Here is a 17,780-nt window from a genome sequence, read left to right on the forward strand (position 1 = left end):
TTCCCGTTGAATGATGTTGATACGGACCGGAAACGCTAACACAGCTCTTCCTCCGCATGCCCTCCGTCCCGCCCTGTACCCGGACGCGGGGCGGGACGGGGCGGCTCGCCCGAGCGGGCCATTTCAGGCGACCGCGCGCACCCGGCCGACCGGCGCCCGCGGCCGTGCCCGGCGGCGGGCCTGCGGCAACCGGCGACGCACTGGTGGAGTCTCGCGGGACGATGGGCCGCCCCTCGTCCGCCCCGGCAGCGGGAACCGGTATGCGGCCCACCACGCGACCAGCGGCATGCCGAGCAGCCACAGCGGCAACCAGCCGAGCTGCGGGTGCATGCCCCGCGTCTCCGGCACCAGGATCAGCAGCAGCGCGCCGATCGCGACGGCGCCGCGCAGCACTTCGTCGAGCAGCGGATGCGGATGCGGATACGGTCGCGGCTCGGCACGGCCGGAGAAGGACGTGGCGTGGGAACGGCGGGCATGGACGGTGTTCATGACGGGCTCCTGTTCTGTGGAACCACTGTCGCCGCTCTCCATCTCTGTGGCTGAGACAGGGCGAAGAGGCGTTCGGATCGCGGTTCGTGCCGCTCCTGCGGCAGGCCTCCATCGCGGGCCTGGGCCACTGCCACGAGTGGCTTCGGTGTGCATCCGGGCGCTGAAGGACGGCTTCGTCCGTCGGAGCTGCGTGAGCTGCGATCCGGGCCTTGCCGGCAAACCTTCATCGCGGCTTGCGCCGCTCCTGCCGGGATCCTCGAGGTAAGGCGGTTTCGACGGCGGGAATCAGTAACCGGCGGCGTCGAGCGCCTTTCCGGCCTCGCTGCGGCCCAGCTCGATCAGCTCGGCCGCACGCCAGAACTCGTAGAACTGGCAGGCGTCGCGCGGGATCCGGATCACCAGCTCGGGCGGGTCCAGCGCCAGTTGCACGCGCGCGATCTGGGCCTGCATGGTGTCGAGCGATCGCGCCATCAGCTCGCCGAACCCCATGCGGCCGGGGACATCGATTAGCGCCGCCGCATCACCGCCGTCGTGCCGATCGGCGGCAGCGCCTGCATTCCGGTGCAGCCAGCGATCGAAGCGCCGACGCCAGGCCCCTCCGGAGGGCACATCCGTGGGGGACTCGTGCAGCTCCTCGCCCTCCTGCCGCGCCGGCGCCCCTGGCGGACGTTCCGGCCAGCTGTGCATGTCGACCGCGATCAGTCTCTGCGCGTCGGACAGGCGGCTGGCGGCGATCGGCAGCGGCGCCAGCAGCCCGCCGTCGACCAGTTCACGGCCGTGAAGCCGGTGCGGGGTGAACACCCCCGGGATCGCGATCGACGCGCGCACCGCATCCCACAGGTCGCCCTCGCGCAGCCATACCTCGCGCTGGCGCACCAGGTCGACCGCGACCGCGGTGTAGTCGATCGGCAGATCCTCGATCCGCGGGCTGCCGGTCAGCTCGCGCAGCGTCGCGATCAGGCGGTCGCCCTCGAACAGCGCCGGACGCCCGAGCGCCGGGTCGAGCAGGCGCAGCATCTGCGCGCGGTTCAGGCCCAGCAGCCAGTCGCGGTAGATCTCCAGCTGGCCGGCGGCGTACAGCCCGCCGACCAGCGCGCCTGCGGAGGAACCGGCGACCGAAACGATCTTCAGCCCACGCGCGAGCAACGCTTCGATCACGCCGATCTGTGCCAGCCCGCGGGCTCCGCCGGCGCCCAGCACCAGGGCGACGTGCTCGTGACTGCGGATGCGGGGCGGATCGGCGGCCATCATGGGTCCGGAACTTCCGGCGGCCTCAGTCGTACTGGCTCAATGCCAGCGAAAGCAGTGCGCGCGCCTGCTCGCGCAGCACCGGCGGCTCGACGATCTCGGCGTCGCTGCCGTAGTGCAGAACATCCATCAGCAGTTCGCGGCCGTTGCTGTAGGGCAGCTTCAGCTCGTAGCGGCCATCGGGCAGGAACCGTCCCTGCTGCTGCGAATGCCAGTGTTCGTCGGCGACCCAGCGCGCGGCCTTCGCGTTGAACACGATCGTCGCCCAGCCCTTCGGGGTGCCGGAGAAGATGCCATAGCTGGACGCGAGCTGGCGGTCGAGCTCCTCCTCGGGCACGTCGACCGCAGCCACCTCGCCCAGCTTCGCCGACATGATCCGGTCGACCGCGAAACTGCGCAGCGCGTCGCGTGCATGGTCCCAGGCGTCGAGATACCAGTTGTCGCGGTAGTGGGTCAGCCGCTGCGGCGACACTTCGCGGCGGGTGGTTTCGTCGGTCGAGCGCGCGCGGTACTCGAACGTCAGCCGCTTGCGGTCCAGCACCGCGGTGGCGACGGTACGGAACGCATGCTCGTCGAGCTTGCGGGTGCGATGCGGCACCACCCGCACCCGTTCCATCGGCACCCGGCGGCCGCCCGCGTGCTCGTCGAGCAGCTTCTCGATGCGCTGCTGCAGCGGCGCCAGCGCGTTCGACAGCACCCCGCCACCACTGCGCATCAGCAGCTGCTGGGCAGCCAGCAGCGAGTGCAGTTCCTGCGAGCTCAACCACAGCCCGGGCAGCTCGAAGCGGTCCTTCTCGCCGGCGTCGTAGCTGAAGCCCGCCTCGCCGTTGCCGACCACCGGCGCCATCAGGAAATCGCGCAGGTAGGCCAGATCGCGATAGGCGGTAGCGCGCGAGCATTCCAGTTCCTCCATCAGCCGCTGCACGGTGACCGGATAGCGGGCGCTGGAGAGGATGCGGTGGAGGGCGTGGATGCGTTCGATGCGTTCCATGGCGGAGATGTGGGGGTGGCCCGGAATCCGGAAGGAGAAGTGGCAGGGTACGACGGCTTTGTGCGTTAAGCATGGCATCGCCCGGCCATCGGGCGCCATCCGTGCAAGGAGCCGCCATGTCCAACCCCCATTCCATGCTGTCGAAGCTGCTGATCGCCGCTGCGATGCTGGGCCCCGCGACGGCCCTCGCCGACCCCAGGGACGAGCTGCACGCGGCCTACGGGAAGTTCCTCGACGCGGACCGTTTCCGCGCCACCGTCAGCGATGCGTCCGATGGCAGCCAGTTGACCGAGATGGAGTTCGTCGCCCCCGACCGCTACCGGATCCGGCTGCCCGGTGGACCCAGCCAATTGGTGATCGGCAACACCCTGTACATGGAGATGGACGGCCGCACGATGAAGCTGCCGATGCCGGCCGGCGACCTGACCCGCCAGTACCGCGACCGCGACGCGCTGAAGGAACAGGACCTGGCGGTAGAGGCGCTGGGCGGCGACAGCGTCGACGGCGAACCGGCGCAGGTCTATCGCTACACCACCACCCGCCACGGCAAGGCCGACGTCAGGACCTGGATCTCCGAACACAGCGGCCTGCCGCTGCAGATCGAGACCACCGGCGGTTCCGGCGACAGGCAGCGCACCGTGCGCATCCGCTACCGCGACTTCGACGACCCGTCGATCCGGATCGACGCGCCGCGCTGATCGCGGTGCATCCGCCGGGCCAGGCCCGCGGGTGCCGTCGCCCACACCGCCCGCCTCGCCAAGCCGTGGCCGGCGGCGCACAATATGCGCCATGCCCGGTTCCAGCCCGCTCGGCCCCGCCGAGCCCGCCATCGACCTGTCGCCGACGCCCGGCGACGAGGTCAAGACCACGACCTGCTACATGTGCGCCTGCCGCTGCGGCATCAAGGTGTGGCTGCAGGACGGACAGATCCGCTACATCCAGGGCAACCCGGACCACCCGGTCAACCGGGGCGTGCTGTGCGCGAAGGGCTCGGCCGGGATCATGCAGCACTACTCGCCGGCACGGCTGGACAAGCCGCTGCTGCGGGTCGGCGAACGCGGCAGCGGCGAGTTCCGCGAGATCGAGTGGGACGAGGCACTGGAGATCGCGACCGCGTGGCTGGCGCCGATCCGCGAGCGCAATCCCGACGAGCTGGCCTTCTTCACCGGCCGCGACCAGAGCCAGGCGCTGACCGGCTGGTGGGCGCAGCAGTTCGGCACGGTCAACTATGCCGCGCATGGCGGCTTCTGCTCGGTCAACATGGCCGCCGGAGGGTTGTACACGCTCGGCGGCAGCTTCTGGGAGTTCGGCGAACCGGACTGGGAGCACACGAGATACCTGATGCTGTGGGGCGTGGCCGAGGATCACGATTCCAATCCGATCAAGCTCGGCCTGGGCAAGGTCAAGGCCAATGGCGCCAAGATCGTCGCTGTGAACCCGGTGCGCAGCGGCTATGGGGCGATCGCCGACGAATGGATCGGGATCCGCCCCGGCACCGACGGGCTGTTCGCGTTTGCGCTGATCCACGAACTGCTGAAGGCCGACCGCATCGATCTCGACTATCTCGTGCGCCATGCGAATGCGCACTGGCTGGTGATCGCCAATCCTGGCGGAGCCGACGACGGCCTGTTCGCGCGCGATGGCGAAGGCCGGCCGCTGTGCTGGGATCGCGGCGGCGACTGCGCCGTCGCCGCCGGCGCGACCGGCATCTCGCCCGCGGTGGTCGGCGAGTACGTCCTGGCCGACGACCGACGCGCGCACCCGGTGTTCCACCTGCTCGCCGAGCGCTACCTCGACCCGCAGTATTCGCCCGACGCCGTCGCCGGACGCTGCGGAGTGCCGGCGGCGACGATCCGCCGGATCGCGCGCGAACTGGCCGACGCCGCCTTCGAGCAGGAGATCCGCATCCCCGTCGCATGGACGGACGCCTGGGGCCGTGAGCACGCCGAGATGGTCGGGCGTCCGGTGTCGATGCACGCGATGCGCGGGATCAGCGCGCACAGCAACGGCTTCCATACCTGCCGCGCACTGCACCTGCTGCAGATGCTGCTGGGCGCGGTCGACACCCCGGGCTCGTTCCGCTACCAGCCGCCGTTCCCGAAGCCGATCGCGCCTCCGAACCGCCCGGGCAGGAGCCGCGGTCCGGACGGCGTGCTCGATGCGGCGCCGCTGGGCTTCGTGCACGGCCCCGAGGACCTGGTGACCGACGCCGACGGCCAGCCGCGCCGCATCGACCATGCGTATTCCTGGGCCTATCCGCTGTCCGCGCACGGGATGATGCACACGGTGATCCGCAACGCCTGGGCCGGCGACCCGTACCGGATCGACACCCTGCTGATGTTCATGGCCAACATGGGCTGGAACTCGGCGATGAACACCGCCGAGACGATCGGCTGGCTGACCGACAGGAACGACGACGGCGAGTACCGCATCCCGCGGATCATCTACAGCGATGCCTACGCGTCGGAGATGGTCGCCTACGCCGACCTGGTGCTGCCGGATACCACCTATCTGGAACGCTTCGATGCGATCAGCCTGCTCGACCGGCCGATCTCCGACGCCGACGGTGCCAGCGACGCGATCCGGCATCCGGTGCTGGACCCGGCGAAACAGCGTGCGGGGCGTGACGTGCGCGGCTTCCAGTCGGTGCTGATCGAGCTCGGCGCGCGGCTCGGCCTGCCCGGGCTGGTGCACGAGGACGGCTCGCCGCGCTACCGCGACTACGCCGACTACATCACCCACCACGAGCGCGCGCCCGGCGTCGGGCTGCTCGCCGGCTGGCGCGGCGACCACGGCGAACTGGACGCCAAGGGTCCGCCGAACCCGGAGCAACTGCAGCGCTACATCGACAACGGCGGCTTCTGGCGCAGCGAGATCCCGGAGCACGCGCGTTATTACAAGATGGCCAACCGCGGCTACCTCGACTGGGCCCGGCACATGGGCTTCCTCGGCCACGACGAACCGATCGTGCTGCAGCTGTATTCGGAAACGATGCAGAAGTTCCGGCTCGCCGCGCAGGGACATGGCGCGGCACGACCGCCGGAGGCACACCGCGAACGCGTCGCCACCTATTTCGATCCGCTGCCGATCTGGTACGAGCCGTTCGAGGGTGCGCAGGCCGCCGACGCCAACATCCGGTTCCCGCTCAGTGCGGTCACCCAGCGGCCGATGTTCATGTACCACGCCTGGGGCTCGCAGAATGCCTGGCTGCGCCAGATCACGACACGCAACTACCTGTACCTGCATCCGGATACCGGCGCCAGGCATGGCATCGACGATGAGGACTGGATCACCGTCACCTCGCATCACGGCGAAATCACCGTGCAGGCGAAGTTCGCCGGCAACGTGCAGCCGGACACGGTCTGGACCTGGAATGCGATCGGCAAGCGCCGCGGCGCCTGGCGGCTGGACAAGGACGCGCCGGAGGGCCGCAAGGGCTTCCTGCTGAACCACCTGATCTCCGACATCACTCCCAACGGCGACTACGCCAACGCCGACCCGGTCACCGGCCAGGCGGCCTGGTTCGACCTGCGGGTGCGGATCGCACCGGCGGCCCCGCAGAGCGAAACCGCGCCGCAGTTCGAACCGCTCCGGATGGGCCGGGCCGACGAGGCGCCGCTGCGCTATGGCGCCGGCTTCCGCGCGCGCCGGGCCGGGCACGAAGAGGAATCCGCATGAGCCCTCCCTCGTCCTCCCGCCGCGTTGCCGGCGTGCTCTGCATCCTGCTGGGTTTCGCGCTGGTCGTGCTGCTCGGCCTGGGTGTACTCGGTCCAGGCGCCGGCGACGCCCCGCCTGAATCGCTGACCGCCGCCTTCGTCGGCCTGGTGCCGTTCCTGCTGATCGCGCTGGGCGCGTTCGTGGTCGGACTGGTGCTGCTGCGTGGCAGAACTTCGGGAGGAAACCGCAAATGACCGGCCTGCCGCCGCCATCGAAGAAGAAGCTCGGCCTGGTCATCGACCTGGATACCTGCGTCGGCTGCCATGCCTGCGCGGTCAGTTGCAAGGAATGGAATGCCGGCGGCTTCGCCGCACCACTGACCGACGAGCAGCCCTATGGCAAGGAACCCTCCGGCGTCTGGTTCAACCGCGTGCACAGCTACGAGGTCGCCGCCACCGGCACGCAACCGGCGATGACCCTGCATTTCCCGCGCTCTTGCCTGCATTGCGAACAGCCGGCGTGCGTGAGCGTGTGCCCGACCGGCGCCAGCTACAAGCGCGCCGAGGACGGCATCGTGCTGGTCGACGAGGACAAGTGCATCGGCTGCAAGCTGTGCTCATGGGCCTGCCCCTACGGAGCGCGCGAGTACAGCGAGGTCGAGGGCGTGATGAAGAAATGCACGCTGTGCATCGACCGCATCTACAACGAGAACCTCGACGAGCGCGAGCGCCAGCCCGCGTGCGTGCAGGCCTGCCCGACCCGCGCCCGTCATTTCGGCGATCTCGCCGATCCGGAGTCGAAGGTCTCCAGGCTGGTGGCGGAACGCGGCGGCGTCGACCTGATGCCCGAGCTGGGCTACAAGCCGACCAACAAGTACCTGCCGCCGCGTCCGCGCCGCGCCGGTCAGGACGACCTCCAGGAGCAGGAGCCGCTCGATACCGCCGCGCTGTCGCCGGTGCTGCGCTGGCTCGACCGGGTGCTGAGCCGCTGAGACCGCGCGTGAACCGCTTCGACCCTCCGGTCGGCCGCCACGCGGCCGCTTCGTCGCATGGATGCCGTGTGCCAACGAGGACTGCATGAACCCCGCTCTTTCGGTCATCTTCTTCACCACCCTGTCCGGCGCCGGCTACGGGCTGCTGGCCTGGGCCGGCACGGCCCTGATGCTGGGGCGGGCGCCGGCGGGCGTTGCGCTGGCGGTTGCGATCGTGTCGGGGCTGGCGTTGGCCAGCATCGGCCTGCTCAGCTCGACCTTTCATCTCGGCAAGCCGCTGCGTGCATGGCGGGCATTCTCGCAATGGCGCAGCTCATGGCTTTCGCGCGAAGGCGTGGCGGCCGTGCTCACCTACCTGCCGGCATTCGCGATCATCGCGCTGACGTCGTGGCCGGGCGGGCCGGCGGAACGTACGACGCCGTGGCTGGGGCTGGCGCTGGCGGCGCTGGCGGCGCTGACCGTGGTCTGCACCGCGATGATCTACGCGTCGCTCAAGCCGATCCCGGCGTGGCGTCACCCGCTGGTGGTGCCGGTCTACCTGCTGTTCGCCGCGCAGTCGGGGCTGGCGCTCGCACTGGCGATGCGGGGCGGGGCCCCGACGGCGCTTGCCGTCGCGGTCGCCGGCCTCGGCCTGCTGCTGGCCGCGGCGAAGTGGCGCTACTGGCGCGACATCGATCGCGGCGCCCTGCCGGCCGATCCGGGCAATGCAGTGGGCCTGCCCGGCCGCACGGTCGGCGTGTTCGAGCGACCGCATACCGAGGCCAACTACATCACCCGCGAGATGGGCTTCGCGCTCGCGCGCCGGCATGCCGCGCGGCTGCGACGCATCGCGCTGCTCCTGTTCGCAGGCCTGCCGCTGCTGCTGGCGGCGACCGCACTGGCCTGGCCGGCCGCACAGGCGCCTGCCGCCGCGATGGCCGCGCTCGCGGTGCTGTCCGGCGCCTTCGTCGAACGCTGGCTGTTCTTCGCCGAAGCCCGCCATGCGGTGATGGCCTACTACTGACAACGCGCGTTAACCGCAATTGGCGTCCAATCGGCGGTTTTGCCCGCCAGTTGCGTAGAATGGCGCTCCCGATGGCCGGCTCCCCGCCGGCCATTGCTTTTGTCCATTCCAGGCCTGCCCCTGCCTTGATCCGGAGCCTCATGCACAAGCACCTGTTGACCCTCGGCCTGCTGGTCGCACTCTCCTTGCCCGCCCTGGCCGAAGAGCCGACCGCGGTCGACGCGGCTCCGGTCTGGAGCGGCACCGGCGAACTCGGGCTGGCCGTGAGCAAAGGCAATACCGACAGCGAGACCCTGGTCGGCAAGCTGGCGATGGGCTTCGAGGACGCCACCTGGCGCCACGCGCTGGGCGCTTCGTTCCTGTACGGCCGCAGTGACGACGTCGAGAACGCCTACCGCTACGAGTTCTTCGCCGACAGCGGCTACAACATCAACGACCGCAGCTACCTGTTCGGCTCGATCCGCAACGAGCGCGATCATTTCGCATCCAACGAGTACCAGTGGACCGCGGCGCTGGGCTATGGCTACGAAGCGATCGAATCGGACACCACCCGCCTGGTGTTCGAGATCGGTCCCGGCTACCGCTGGGCCAAGCTGCAGGGCGTACGCGTGCACAACAACGAGACCATCGTCCGCGGCACGATGGACTTCTCGCACCGGCTCACCGAAACCACCTCGCTCCACGATGCGATGCTGGTCGAGGCCGGCAGCGACAACACCTTCATCCGCAACGACATCGGCCTGAAGGTGAAGATGACCGAGGCGCTGGCGCTGAAGGCCGGACTGGAAACCCGCCACAACACCGATGTGCTGCCGGGAACGAAGAAGACCGACACCTTGACCACGGTCAACGTCGCCTACGACTTCTGAGCGGCGCCCGATCCCATGCGATCGGCCGGGCGCCGGCATGCGGAATACTTCCGCAAACCTGAATTGGCATAATCAGGGTCTCCCGCTTCCTGCGACAACTGCGCTCCGATGTCCGCCGTGCTGGGGCTGGCCCTGTTCAGCCCATTCCTGACATTGCCGACACCCGCCCTGGGCGAGCCTGTGATGATCGAGCAGGCGATCGTCCAGGCGCGCCGGCGTGGCAGTTGCCTGTCGCTGCGCTGCAACGATGCCGAGTGGCGGCTGGCCAGTGCGATCGAACTGCACGGCCGCGCCACCGACTGGCGCAGCACCGCGCCGAGCCTGCCTGGCCAGAGGCATTGGGTCCGGTTGTCGGCGCCGGCACGGGCGCGCGAGCACCGCGACAACTATTCCAACCGCTGGCGCATCGGCACGCTCTACGGCATCCAGGTTCTGCGCGACGGGCCGGTGCAGCTGGGCGTCGAGTTCGGCGCAGGCTACCGGCTCGCACCGCGTTCCGACGACGGCATCGGCCAGGCCGGCCCGGTGTTCCGCGGCTCGATCGACTTCGGCCGCCAGTTCGGCGAGCGCGCCCGCCTGTCGCAGCACGTGCTGTTCGAAACCGGCAACGGCCAGTCCTTCGTCAAGCAGTCGCTGGGCCTGGACATCGACCTGTGGCCTGCGTGGACGCTTGAAACCGACTACGTGATCCGCCACCGCACCTACGGCGCCAGCGGCAGCGAGACCGCCGAGAGCTGGCTCGGGATCCGCCGCCGGTTCTAGCCGGCCGGACAGCCGGCGCGACGATCCCGGATGGCAGCAAAGGCCGCATATACGGAGTAGAAGCCCGCCACGGTATGTGCCGGCGCAACCCGACCAACCTTCCGTACATGGCCCCTCGGAGGCACATGGAGATGGTGGTCAGAGATGGGCGTCGATCAGTTGGTGCGCGCCTTGCGCGAGCAGGCGGTCGGCGACTTCGGCACCCAGCGCTTCCGCCGCATCGATGTCGCCGGCTGCCTCGACCTGTGCCGACGCGCGCACCGCACGCCCGCTGGCGGCGTCGCCGACGAGGCCGTCGAGTCGTAGCGCCCCACTTTCCAGGGCCGCCAGCGCCGCCACCGGCACGTGGCAACTGCCGTGCAGCGCGCGGTTCATCGCCCGCTCGGCTTCGACGCAGGTGCGGGTCGGCGCGTGATCGAGCACCGCGCACAGCGCCTGCACGCGTTCGTCGCCACCGCGGCATTCGATCGCGATCGCGCCCTGGGCCGGCGCCGGCAACCATGCCGGTGCCTGCAGGCGCACGCCGATCCGCGACGCCAGCCCGAGCCGCTGCAGGCCCGCGCAGGCCAGCACGATCGCGTCGTACTCGCCCGCGTCCAGCTTGGCCAGGCGCGTATTCACGTTGCCGCGCAGATCGCGCAACTGCAGGTCAGGGCGCAGCGCACGCAGTTGCGCCTGCCGACGCAGCGAGGAAGTGCCCACCACCGCGCCATGCGGCAACGCGTCGATGCCCGCGAACCGTGGGCTGATGAAGGCGTCGGCCGGATCGGCGCGTTCCAGCACCGCCGCCAGCTCGAAGCCCGGCTCCAGCTCCATCGGCACGTCCTTCAGCGAATGCACCGCGCAGTCGGCCTCGCCGCGCTGCATCGCCACCTCCAGCTCCTTCAGGAACAGGCCCTTGCCGCCGATCGCGGCCAGCGAACGGTCCAGGACCTGGTCGCCGCGCGTGCTCATCGGCACCAGCTCGACCTGCAGGTCCGGGTGGGCGCTGCGCAGGCGGGCGGCGACGTGTTCGCTCTGCCAGAGGGCGAGCGGGCTCTTGCGGGTGGCGATACGCAGGGTCTTCATCCGCGGATTATCGCCCAGGCGACGACAACCACGGAAAAGGCGGGCCCCGACCCACCCCGGCCGAATGCAGACCGGAGGCCCGCTGTGGCCTCCGGTCGTCGTGGGCTACCGCGACCGCACCGCGATCAGTAGCCCTTCTCGAAGTTCAGCATGAGGCCATTGTCGCGGTCGCCACCGTTGCCGAACAGGCCGCGATACTCGGCCCGCAGCGACATGTCACGCGGCAGGTAGAACATCGCGCCGAGCCCGATCATCACCCGGCTGCGGTCGAAGCCGACCAGAGTGGCGTGGTACAGCGGCGCTGTCAGCAGGTCCGCATACTGCATGGTCGCGCTGCTGTCGCCGTCGAAATCGTACTGGTACTCCAGCCGCGCCTGCGGTGCGAACGCGCCCCAGCTCGTGATCCGGCGCGACTCGAAGCGGAAGCCGAGATTGCCGGTGGTCGAGTCCACGTCCATCTCGCCATGGGCAAGACTGTAGACCGGGTCGCCGCGCTCGACGTAGGCGTCCAGGTTCGCGCTCGACACGTCGATCCGGGCATATGGGGTCAGCTGCCAGTTGTCGCGCTGGTACTGGGCACCGGCGGACAGCGATCCGAACCACTGCGTGCCGTCGCGGGAACCGTGCACGAAGCCGCCGGTCGGGGTCACGTAGCGGCGCAGGTCGTAGGACAGGCGCTGGTAGCCCAGCAGGCCATCGAGGAAGAAGCGGTCGCCAGGATGATAGCTGGCGTACAGCACGAGCGCATACGCATCGCCCTCGACCCGGCTGCCGTTGTCGCCGACATCGCTGTCGTCGCGACCCAGACCGATGCCGCCGCCGAACGCAAAGGCGGGGCTGACGCGATAGTCCACGCCGGCGCTGATGCCGTCGGTCTCGAAGTCGACGCCGGCGCCACCGCCACGTCCATCCTGGTTGCCGGAACGGATGACGCCCCCGACCCAGGCCCCGAACGGCGACGACGCCGAACCGTCGGCGGCCGTGGGTTGCGCGCCGTCTTCCTGATGCCCGGCTCCCACCGCAGCGGTCGATGCGACCAGGTCGTCGCAGGGGTCACCCGGCTTGCGTCCGATCCGGTCGGCGCAGTGCTGGCTCATCGCGAAGCTCAGGCGGTTGCTCAGCTGCGCGCCCTGGCGGTTGTCGTGCAGGTTCTCCAGCCGCTGCTGGAAATTGCCCATCTGCGCGGACGCGAACCGGCGCGCCGAGTCGGCCTGCGCCTCGAGCAGCCCGCGCACCTCCGGATCACGGGTCGGATCCGGGCGGTCGACGATCTCCACCGCGTATGTCCGTGCGCCGGTGAAGCCCAGCGCATCGGTCGCGGTCACGGTGAACTCGAAGGATCCGGCCGAAGGCGTACCGCCGAGGGTGCCGTCGCCGGCAAGGGTGAGTCCCCCGGGCAGCGTGCCATCGGTGACCGCGAACTCGTACGGTGCCGAACCGCCGGCCGCACTGAGCGCCTGCGTGTACGGCAGTCCGCTCACGCCGGTGGGCAGGGTCGCCGGATCGATGGTGATGGTCGGCGCGGTCACCGTCAGCGTGTAGGCGTTGGTCGCGGTGCCCGGCATGCCGGCGGTGCTGTCGGTCGCGGTCACCGCGAATTCGAAGCTGCCGGCGACCGTCGGCGTGCCGGCAAGCGCCCCGGTCGTGGGGTCGAGCACGAGCCCTGCCGGCAACGCACCCGAGGAAACCGCGTAGCTGTACGGAGCGATGCCGCCGTCGGCGACGAAGCTCTGGCTGTAGGCAACGCCTGCGCTGGCATCCGCCAGTGTGGCCGGAGTCAACACAAGTACCGGCGCCGCGACGGTCAGGGTGTAGTCGCGGGTCACCGTCGCCGCCGTACCGGTGGTGCTGTCGGTGACGGTCACGCTGATGTCGAACGCACCGGCCTGGGTCGGCGTACCGCTGAGGGTGAGCGTCGCGGCATCGAACGCGATGCCCGCCGGCAACGTGCCAGCCAGCGTCGTCGAGTATGGCGCGATACCGCCGCCGACGGTCAGCACCTGTTCGTAGCCCGATCCAGCGGTGCCTTCGACCAGCACCGTGGGCGTCAGGTCCAGCGTCGGCACCGCGACCTCGATCGTGTAGGCACGGCTGCCGCTCTGGCCATTGGCGTCGGTCGCGGTCACGGTGAAACCGAAGCTGCCCGAGCTCGTCGCGGCACCCGACATCGCACCATCGGTGGCAAGCACCAGGCCATCGGGCAATGTCCCCGCCGTGACCGCGAAAGTGTACGGAGCCACGCCGCCGCTGGCGGTGATCGCCTGGGCGTAGGCCTGGCCCGCGGTGGTGTCGGGCAACGTCGCCGGGTCGATCGTTACCGCCGGCGCCGGCACTTCCAGGGTGTAGCTCTGGGCGATCGAGAACGGCGCACCGGTCCCGGTCAGGGTGGTGTCGGTCGCGGTGATCGTGACCGGATAGCTGCCCGACGCGGTCGGCGTGCCCGACAGGGTGCCGTCGCTGAACACGACCCCGGCCGGCAGCGCGCCGGACACCGCATAGCTGTACGGCCCCGGGCTGCCGCTGACGACGAAGGCCTGCGAATAGGCCGCACCGTAGGTCAGCGTCAGCGTGCCTGCCGAAGGCGCCATCGCCAGCGTCGGCGCGTTGACCACCAGGCTGTAGCCCTGGCTGCCTGTCTGGCCATGCGCATCGGTCGCCTGGATGGTGATCGCGAACGTACCGACCTCGGTCGGCGTGCCGGCCAGCGCGCCGCTGCCGGAAAGCGTCAAACCGGCCGGCAATGCACCCCCGACGAGGGCGAACTCGTAGGGTGCGACACCGCCGCCTGCGCCCAGGCTCTGCGCGTAGGGGCTGCCGGGATCGGCCGCCGGCAACGTGGCCGGGCTCAACGTCACCGTCGGCACGCCGACGTCGAGCACATAGTTTTCCGAGACGGTGAACGGCGAACCGGTTCCGCTGGCGCCGGTGTCGGTCGCAGTGATGGCGAAGCTGAAGGTACCGGTCGCCGTCGGCACACCCGACAGTGTGTCGCCGGACAGGCTCACGCCAGGCGGCAGGCTGCCGCTGACGGCGTAACTGTACGGGCCGACGCCGCCGCTGGCGGCAAAACTCTGGACATAGGCCGCGCCGTAGCCCACGTTGAAGGTGGTACCGGTCGGCGACAGGCTCAGCACCGGCGCCGCCACGTCCAGCGCGAACACCTCGCCGACCGAATACGGTCCGTTGCCGGTGCTGCTGTCGGTCGCCGACACGTTGAGGCTGAAGCTGCCGGCCTGCGTCGGGGTACCGGAGACCGTCACCGTATTCACGGTCGTGCCGGTGATCGACAGTCCGGCAGGCAGGTTGGCGACCTGGTAGCCGCTCCACGGCGTCGTCCCGCCGTTGAAGGTGAAGGTCTGGCTGTAGGCCGCGCCCACCGTCGCGTTCAGACTGCCGCCGGCAGTGATCGAGATCACCGGATCGCCGACCGTGATCGTCACCGTCGCCGGTGCCGAGGTGCCGCCGCCGTTGCTTGCGGTGTAGGTGAAGCTGTCCGGGCCGGCATAGCCGGGATCGGGCTGGTAGGTGATCGTGGTGCCGCTGGCCACCGCGGTGCCGTGGCCCGGCGCGGTCGCCACCGCGACCGAACTCGGCGCGCCGCCGGTGATGTCCAGCGCGACATTGCCGGCCGGGGCGCCGTAGGCCACCGTTGCCGAAACCGGGTTGGCGACCGGAGGCTGGTCGGTCACCACGATCGAGTAGCTCTGGGTGGCGGTGTATGGACCGGTTCCGGTGCTGCTGTCGGTCGCGGTGATGCTGAAGTTGAACGTGCCCAGCGCGCCCGCGGTGCCGGTGATCGCACCGGTCGCCGGATCCAGGGCGAGCCCGCCCGGCAGCGCGCCGGCGGTGACCGCATAGCCGTAGGGTCCGTTGCCGCCCGACGCCGGCGTGATCGCCTCGCTGTACGCGGCACCCAGCATGCCACCGGCCAGAGCGGTCGCCGGCAGCGAGATCGTGGCCGGGTCGATCACCAGGGTGTAGGCCTGGCTGCCGCTGAACGGCCCCGGGAACGGGCTGGTATCGGTCGCGGTGACGGTGAAACCGAAGTTGCCGCCCGCGGTCGGGGTGCCGCCGAGCACGCCGCCCGGCGACAGCGTCACGCCTGCCGGCAATGCACCTGCGGTCACGCTGAAGACGTACGGTCCGCTACCGCCGCTGGCGGTCAGTGCCTGGCTGTAGGCGACACCCGCGGTTCCGTTGGGCACGGTGCCGGGGCCCACCGTCACCGGCACGTCGTCGTTGCTGATCGTGCCGACGCCCTGGCCGTCGGCGACGGTCGCGTTGTTCGCGCCGCTCAGGTCGACGAAGAAGGTCTCGTCGGCCTCGGGGACGGTTTCGCCGGTCACGGGCACGGCGATCGTGGCGGTGGTCTGGCCAGGCGTGAAGGTCAACGTACCGTTGGTGCCGGTGTAGTCGCCCGGCTGGACCGCGGTGCCATCGGCGGTCGCGTAGTCGACGCTGACGGTCTGGCCGCTGGCGGCGCTCAGGCTCACCGTGAACGTGGCGAGCGTGGTGCCGCCGTTGCCCTCGACCACGGTCACGTCGTCGATCGACAGGCTCGGCTGCGCATCGTCGTTGGCGATCGTGCCGACGCCCTGGCCATCGACGACGATCGCGCCCACCACATTGGTGACGTTGACGAAGAAGGTTTCAGTGGGCTCGTTGAGCAGATCGCCGTTGACATCGACGTTGAACACATAGGTGCTGCTACCGGCCGGAATGGTCTGGCCGGCCAGGCTGTTGGCGATGTAGTCGCTGCCCGCCGTGGCGGTGCCATCGGCGGTGGCGATGTCGAAGCTCACCCCGCCCGGGCCCGCGGGCGAGCTCAGGCTGATGGTGAAGGGCACGCTGAAAGTGCCGGAGTCGCCTTCGGGGAAGGCGACGTCGTCGATCGTCAACCCCGGCAGATCGTCGTTGAGGATCGTGCCGGTGGCGCTGTCCGGTGTGCCGATGGTGTAGCCGGCACCCGCGGCAAGCGTCAGGGTGACGGTCTCGTCCGCCTCGATGGTGGCATCGGAGACCGGATCGACGATGACCGTCGCGCTGGTGTTGCCGGCCGGAATGATCACCGGCGAGGCGATCGGCGCATAGTCGCTGCCGTTGGTCGCGGTGCCACCTACCAGGTAACCGACCGAGAGCGCGATGGTCGAAGGCTGGTCGAGGCTGACGGTGTAGGTCAGGTTGCCCGCGTCGTCCTCGGCGACCGAAGCCGGGCTGACCGCGATCGAAGCGACCGGCGCGTCGTCGTTGAGGATCGTGCCGGTGGCGCTGGATGGGGTGCCGACCGTGTAGCCGCTGCCGGCGGCGACGGTCAGGACGACGGTCTCGTCGGCTTCCACGGTGCCGTCGGCGCTCGGATCGATGGTGACCGTCGCGGTCGTCGCGCCGGCGGGGATCGTGACCGTCGCGACGGCGCCGGTGTAGTCGACGCCGGACGTCGCGGTGCCGCCGGTGGTGAGGTTGACCACCGTCGGCGAGCTCAGGTTGAGGCTGCGGGTAACCGTGTAGACCAGGGTCGCCGCGCCGTCCTCGCTTACCGCGGCCGGAGAGACCGCGATGCTCACGCTGGGCGCCGAACTGACCGTCAGCGTGTAGTTCTCCAGCTCGAAATAGGCGCCGGGACCGGTGCTGCTGTCGGTCACGCGCAGAACGACCGGATAGGCGCCCGGTGCCGCGGCCGTGGTACCGCTGATCACGCCGGCACTGGAGATGCTGATGCCGGCCGGGAACGTGCCAGACTCCAGCATGAAGTCATGCGGCGCCACGCCGCCGCTGGCGACCAGGGTCTGCGAGAACGCGATGCCCTGGATGGCCGTGCCGCTGGTCGGGTCGATGGACAGCGCCGGGTTCTGCACCGTGCCGGTGTAGCCCTTGTCGACGAAGTCGCCCAGCGAATCCTGCGAGCGCACGCTGAACGTGTAACCGCCCCGCTGCGTCGGGGTGCCGCTGATCATCCCGTTGGCCGCCAGGCTCAAACCGGCCGGCAACGCACCGCTCTGCAGGCTGTAGGCGTACGGCGCGGTACCACCGGCCGAGGTCAGCAGTTGCGAGAACGAAGTGCCGGCGGTCAATGTCGGCAGCGTGGACGGCGACACCACGATCGCCGAGGTCGGTGGCGAGATGGTGATGTCGACCCGGACCGTACCCAGGTCGTTGTCCTCAAGCCAGAACGTGTCGCTGGTGGCCGAGTTGCCGTTGTGGGCGTAGTCGACGAACTGGGTGCCGCCGCTGTTGGGGCCGATGGTGACGGTGCCGTGCTGGGCGAAGGGCGCGATCGGCCCGCTCATGCCGCCGTCGAACGGACCGTCGCAACTGCTCACGTCGACGGAAACCGAACCCCCGTTCGCAACCGTCGCCGTCAGCGGGGTCGGGCAATACGTCGACGTCTGCGCCGATGCCGACGCGGACCAGAGCCCGGCCAAGCAGAGCAGTCCGGCTGTCGCGATTCGTGACCAGATGCCGTTGCCACGGCCGCGTACGCCAACCCGGATCGAGTCGTGCATGTCCCTTGCCCCCTAGATGGATGCTGCATCTGCCGTGACACCGTGGGCGCACGCGCCCGGGTCTGCCAACGCAATTCCCGTCGCCGGCCGGCCATGCCCCGGCCACCCCGCCCCCTGTCGCCGCCCATTGAAACAGGGGTCAGGGTCAAATTGGAAGTGCCGCCCCCATCACAGCTCTTGTGGGGATGCGCCCGGCCGG

General features: G+C 69.8%; 12 protein-coding genes. 7 read left to right on the forward strand and 5 right to left on the reverse strand.

The genetic code is table 11. The features are described 5' to 3' along the window. Positions 1–123 precede the first annotated feature (123 nt). From L3V18_RS06925 to L3V18_RS06935, 3 genes are all read right to left on the reverse strand, one after another. Positions 124–489, reverse strand: a complete 366-nt coding sequence (locus L3V18_RS06925) for a hypothetical protein (RefSeq protein WP_237053950.1) — start codon at positions 487–489, stop codon at positions 124–126. A 285-nt stretch (positions 490–774) separates the two neighbouring features. Further along, a complete protein-coding gene (locus L3V18_RS06930; RefSeq protein WP_237053951.1) occupies positions 775–1,740 on the reverse strand; it encodes a patatin-like phospholipase family protein in 966 nt (321 codons plus the stop codon). Positions 1,741–1,762: 22 nt separating this feature from the next. Next, the gene (locus L3V18_RS06935) at positions 1,763–2,728 is read right to left on the reverse strand and encodes a helix-turn-helix transcriptional regulator (protein WP_237053952.1); all 966 of its coding nucleotides are present in this window, start codon (positions 2,726–2,728) and stop codon (positions 1,763–1,765) included. Positions 2,729–2,844: 116 nt separating this feature from the next. On the opposite strand from L3V18_RS06935, the gene L3V18_RS06940 reads away from it, so the two are divergent. The 7 genes from L3V18_RS06940 (at position 2,845) to L3V18_RS06970 (ending at position 10,010) form a co-directional block, all read left to right on the forward strand. Further along, positions 2,845–3,426 carry a LolA family protein gene (locus tag L3V18_RS06940; RefSeq protein ID WP_237053953.1) on the forward strand — a complete coding sequence of 194 codons (582 nt, stop codon included), beginning with the start codon at positions 2,845–2,847 and terminating at the stop codon, positions 3,424–3,426. Positions 3,427–3,517: 91 nt separating this feature from the next. Continuing rightward, a complete protein-coding gene (locus L3V18_RS06945) occupies positions 3,518–6,406 on the forward strand; it encodes a molybdopterin oxidoreductase family protein (RefSeq protein ID WP_237053954.1) in 2,889 nt (962 codons plus the stop codon). Next, on the forward strand, positions 6,403–6,639 hold the full coding sequence (locus tag L3V18_RS06950) for a hypothetical protein (RefSeq protein ID WP_237053955.1): 237 nt from the start codon (positions 6,403–6,405) through the stop codon (positions 6,637–6,639). The genes L3V18_RS06945 and L3V18_RS06950 overlap by 4 nt, the downstream gene beginning before the upstream one ends. Then, positions 6,636–7,376: a 4Fe-4S dicluster domain-containing protein gene (locus L3V18_RS06955; RefSeq protein WP_305068977.1), complete on the forward strand. Its 741-nt coding sequence runs from the start codon at positions 6,636–6,638 to the stop codon at positions 7,374–7,376. Before L3V18_RS06950 ends, L3V18_RS06955 begins: the two co-directional genes overlap by 4 nt. 85 nt (positions 7,377–7,461) lie before the next feature. After that, positions 7,462–8,379 carry a dimethyl sulfoxide reductase anchor subunit family protein gene (locus tag L3V18_RS06960; RefSeq protein WP_237053956.1) on the forward strand — a complete coding sequence of 306 codons (918 nt, stop codon included), beginning with the start codon at positions 7,462–7,464 and terminating at the stop codon, positions 8,377–8,379. 140 nt (positions 8,380–8,519) lie between these two features. After that, complete coding sequence (locus L3V18_RS06965; RefSeq protein WP_237053957.1) at positions 8,520–9,248, forward strand: DUF481 domain-containing protein; 729 nt, start codon at positions 8,520–8,522, stop codon at positions 9,246–9,248. Positions 9,249–9,356: 108 nt separating this feature from the next. Then, positions 9,357–10,010, forward strand: a complete 654-nt coding sequence (locus L3V18_RS06970; protein WP_237053958.1) for a DUF481 domain-containing protein — start codon at positions 9,357–9,359, stop codon at positions 10,008–10,010. Positions 10,011–10,148: 138 nt separating this feature from the next. Here L3V18_RS06970 and hemC read toward each other — a convergent pair whose 3' ends face one another. Beyond that, on the reverse strand, positions 10,149–11,078 hold the full coding sequence (gene hemC / locus L3V18_RS06975; protein WP_237053959.1) for a hydroxymethylbilane synthase: 930 nt from the start codon (positions 11,076–11,078) through the stop codon (positions 10,149–10,151). Between the two features lie 125 nt (positions 11,079–11,203). Continuing rightward, entirely contained in the window at positions 11,204–17,536 is a 6,333-nt protein-coding gene (locus L3V18_RS06980; RefSeq protein ID WP_425493489.1) for a putative Ig domain-containing protein, read from the reverse strand. Positions 17,537–17,780 lie beyond the last annotated feature (244 nt).

This window comes from Marilutibacter chinensis, from assembly GCF_021725675.1.
Classification (GTDB): domain Bacteria; phylum Pseudomonadota; class Gammaproteobacteria; order Xanthomonadales; family Xanthomonadaceae; genus Marilutibacter; species Marilutibacter chinensis.

What these genes read in the sequence shown, in the direction of transcription:
- L3V18_RS06925 (WP_237053950.1), bottom strand. Translation starts at nt 489, where the DNA reads ATGAACACCGTCCATGCCCGCCGTTCCCACGCCACGTCCTTCTCCGGC.
- L3V18_RS06930 (WP_237053951.1), bottom strand. Translation starts at nt 1,740, where the DNA reads ATGATGGCCGCCGATCCGCCCCGCATCCGCAGTCACGAGCACGTCGCC.
- L3V18_RS06935 (WP_237053952.1), bottom strand. Translation starts at nt 2,728, where the DNA reads ATGGAACGCATCGAACGCATCCACGCCCTCCACCGCATCCTCTCCAGC.
- L3V18_RS06940 (WP_237053953.1), top strand. Translation starts at nt 2,845, where the DNA reads ATGTCCAACCCCCATTCCATGCTGTCGAAGCTGCTGATCGCCGCTGCG.
- L3V18_RS06945 (WP_237053954.1), top strand. Translation starts at nt 3,518, where the DNA reads ATGCCCGGTTCCAGCCCGCTCGGCCCCGCCGAGCCCGCCATCGACCTG.
- L3V18_RS06950 (WP_237053955.1), top strand. Translation starts at nt 6,403, where the DNA reads ATGAGCCCTCCCTCGTCCTCCCGCCGCGTTGCCGGCGTGCTCTGCATC.
- L3V18_RS06955 (WP_305068977.1), top strand. Translation starts at nt 6,636, where the DNA reads ATGACCGGCCTGCCGCCGCCATCGAAGAAGAAGCTCGGCCTGGTCATC.
- L3V18_RS06960 (WP_237053956.1), top strand. Translation starts at nt 7,462, where the DNA reads ATGAACCCCGCTCTTTCGGTCATCTTCTTCACCACCCTGTCCGGCGCC.
- L3V18_RS06965 (WP_237053957.1), top strand. Translation starts at nt 8,520, where the DNA reads ATGCACAAGCACCTGTTGACCCTCGGCCTGCTGGTCGCACTCTCCTTG.
- L3V18_RS06970 (WP_237053958.1), top strand. Translation starts at nt 9,357, where the DNA reads ATGTCCGCCGTGCTGGGGCTGGCCCTGTTCAGCCCATTCCTGACATTG.
- hemC (WP_237053959.1), bottom strand. Translation starts at nt 11,078, where the DNA reads ATGAAGACCCTGCGTATCGCCACCCGCAAGAGCCCGCTCGCCCTCTGG.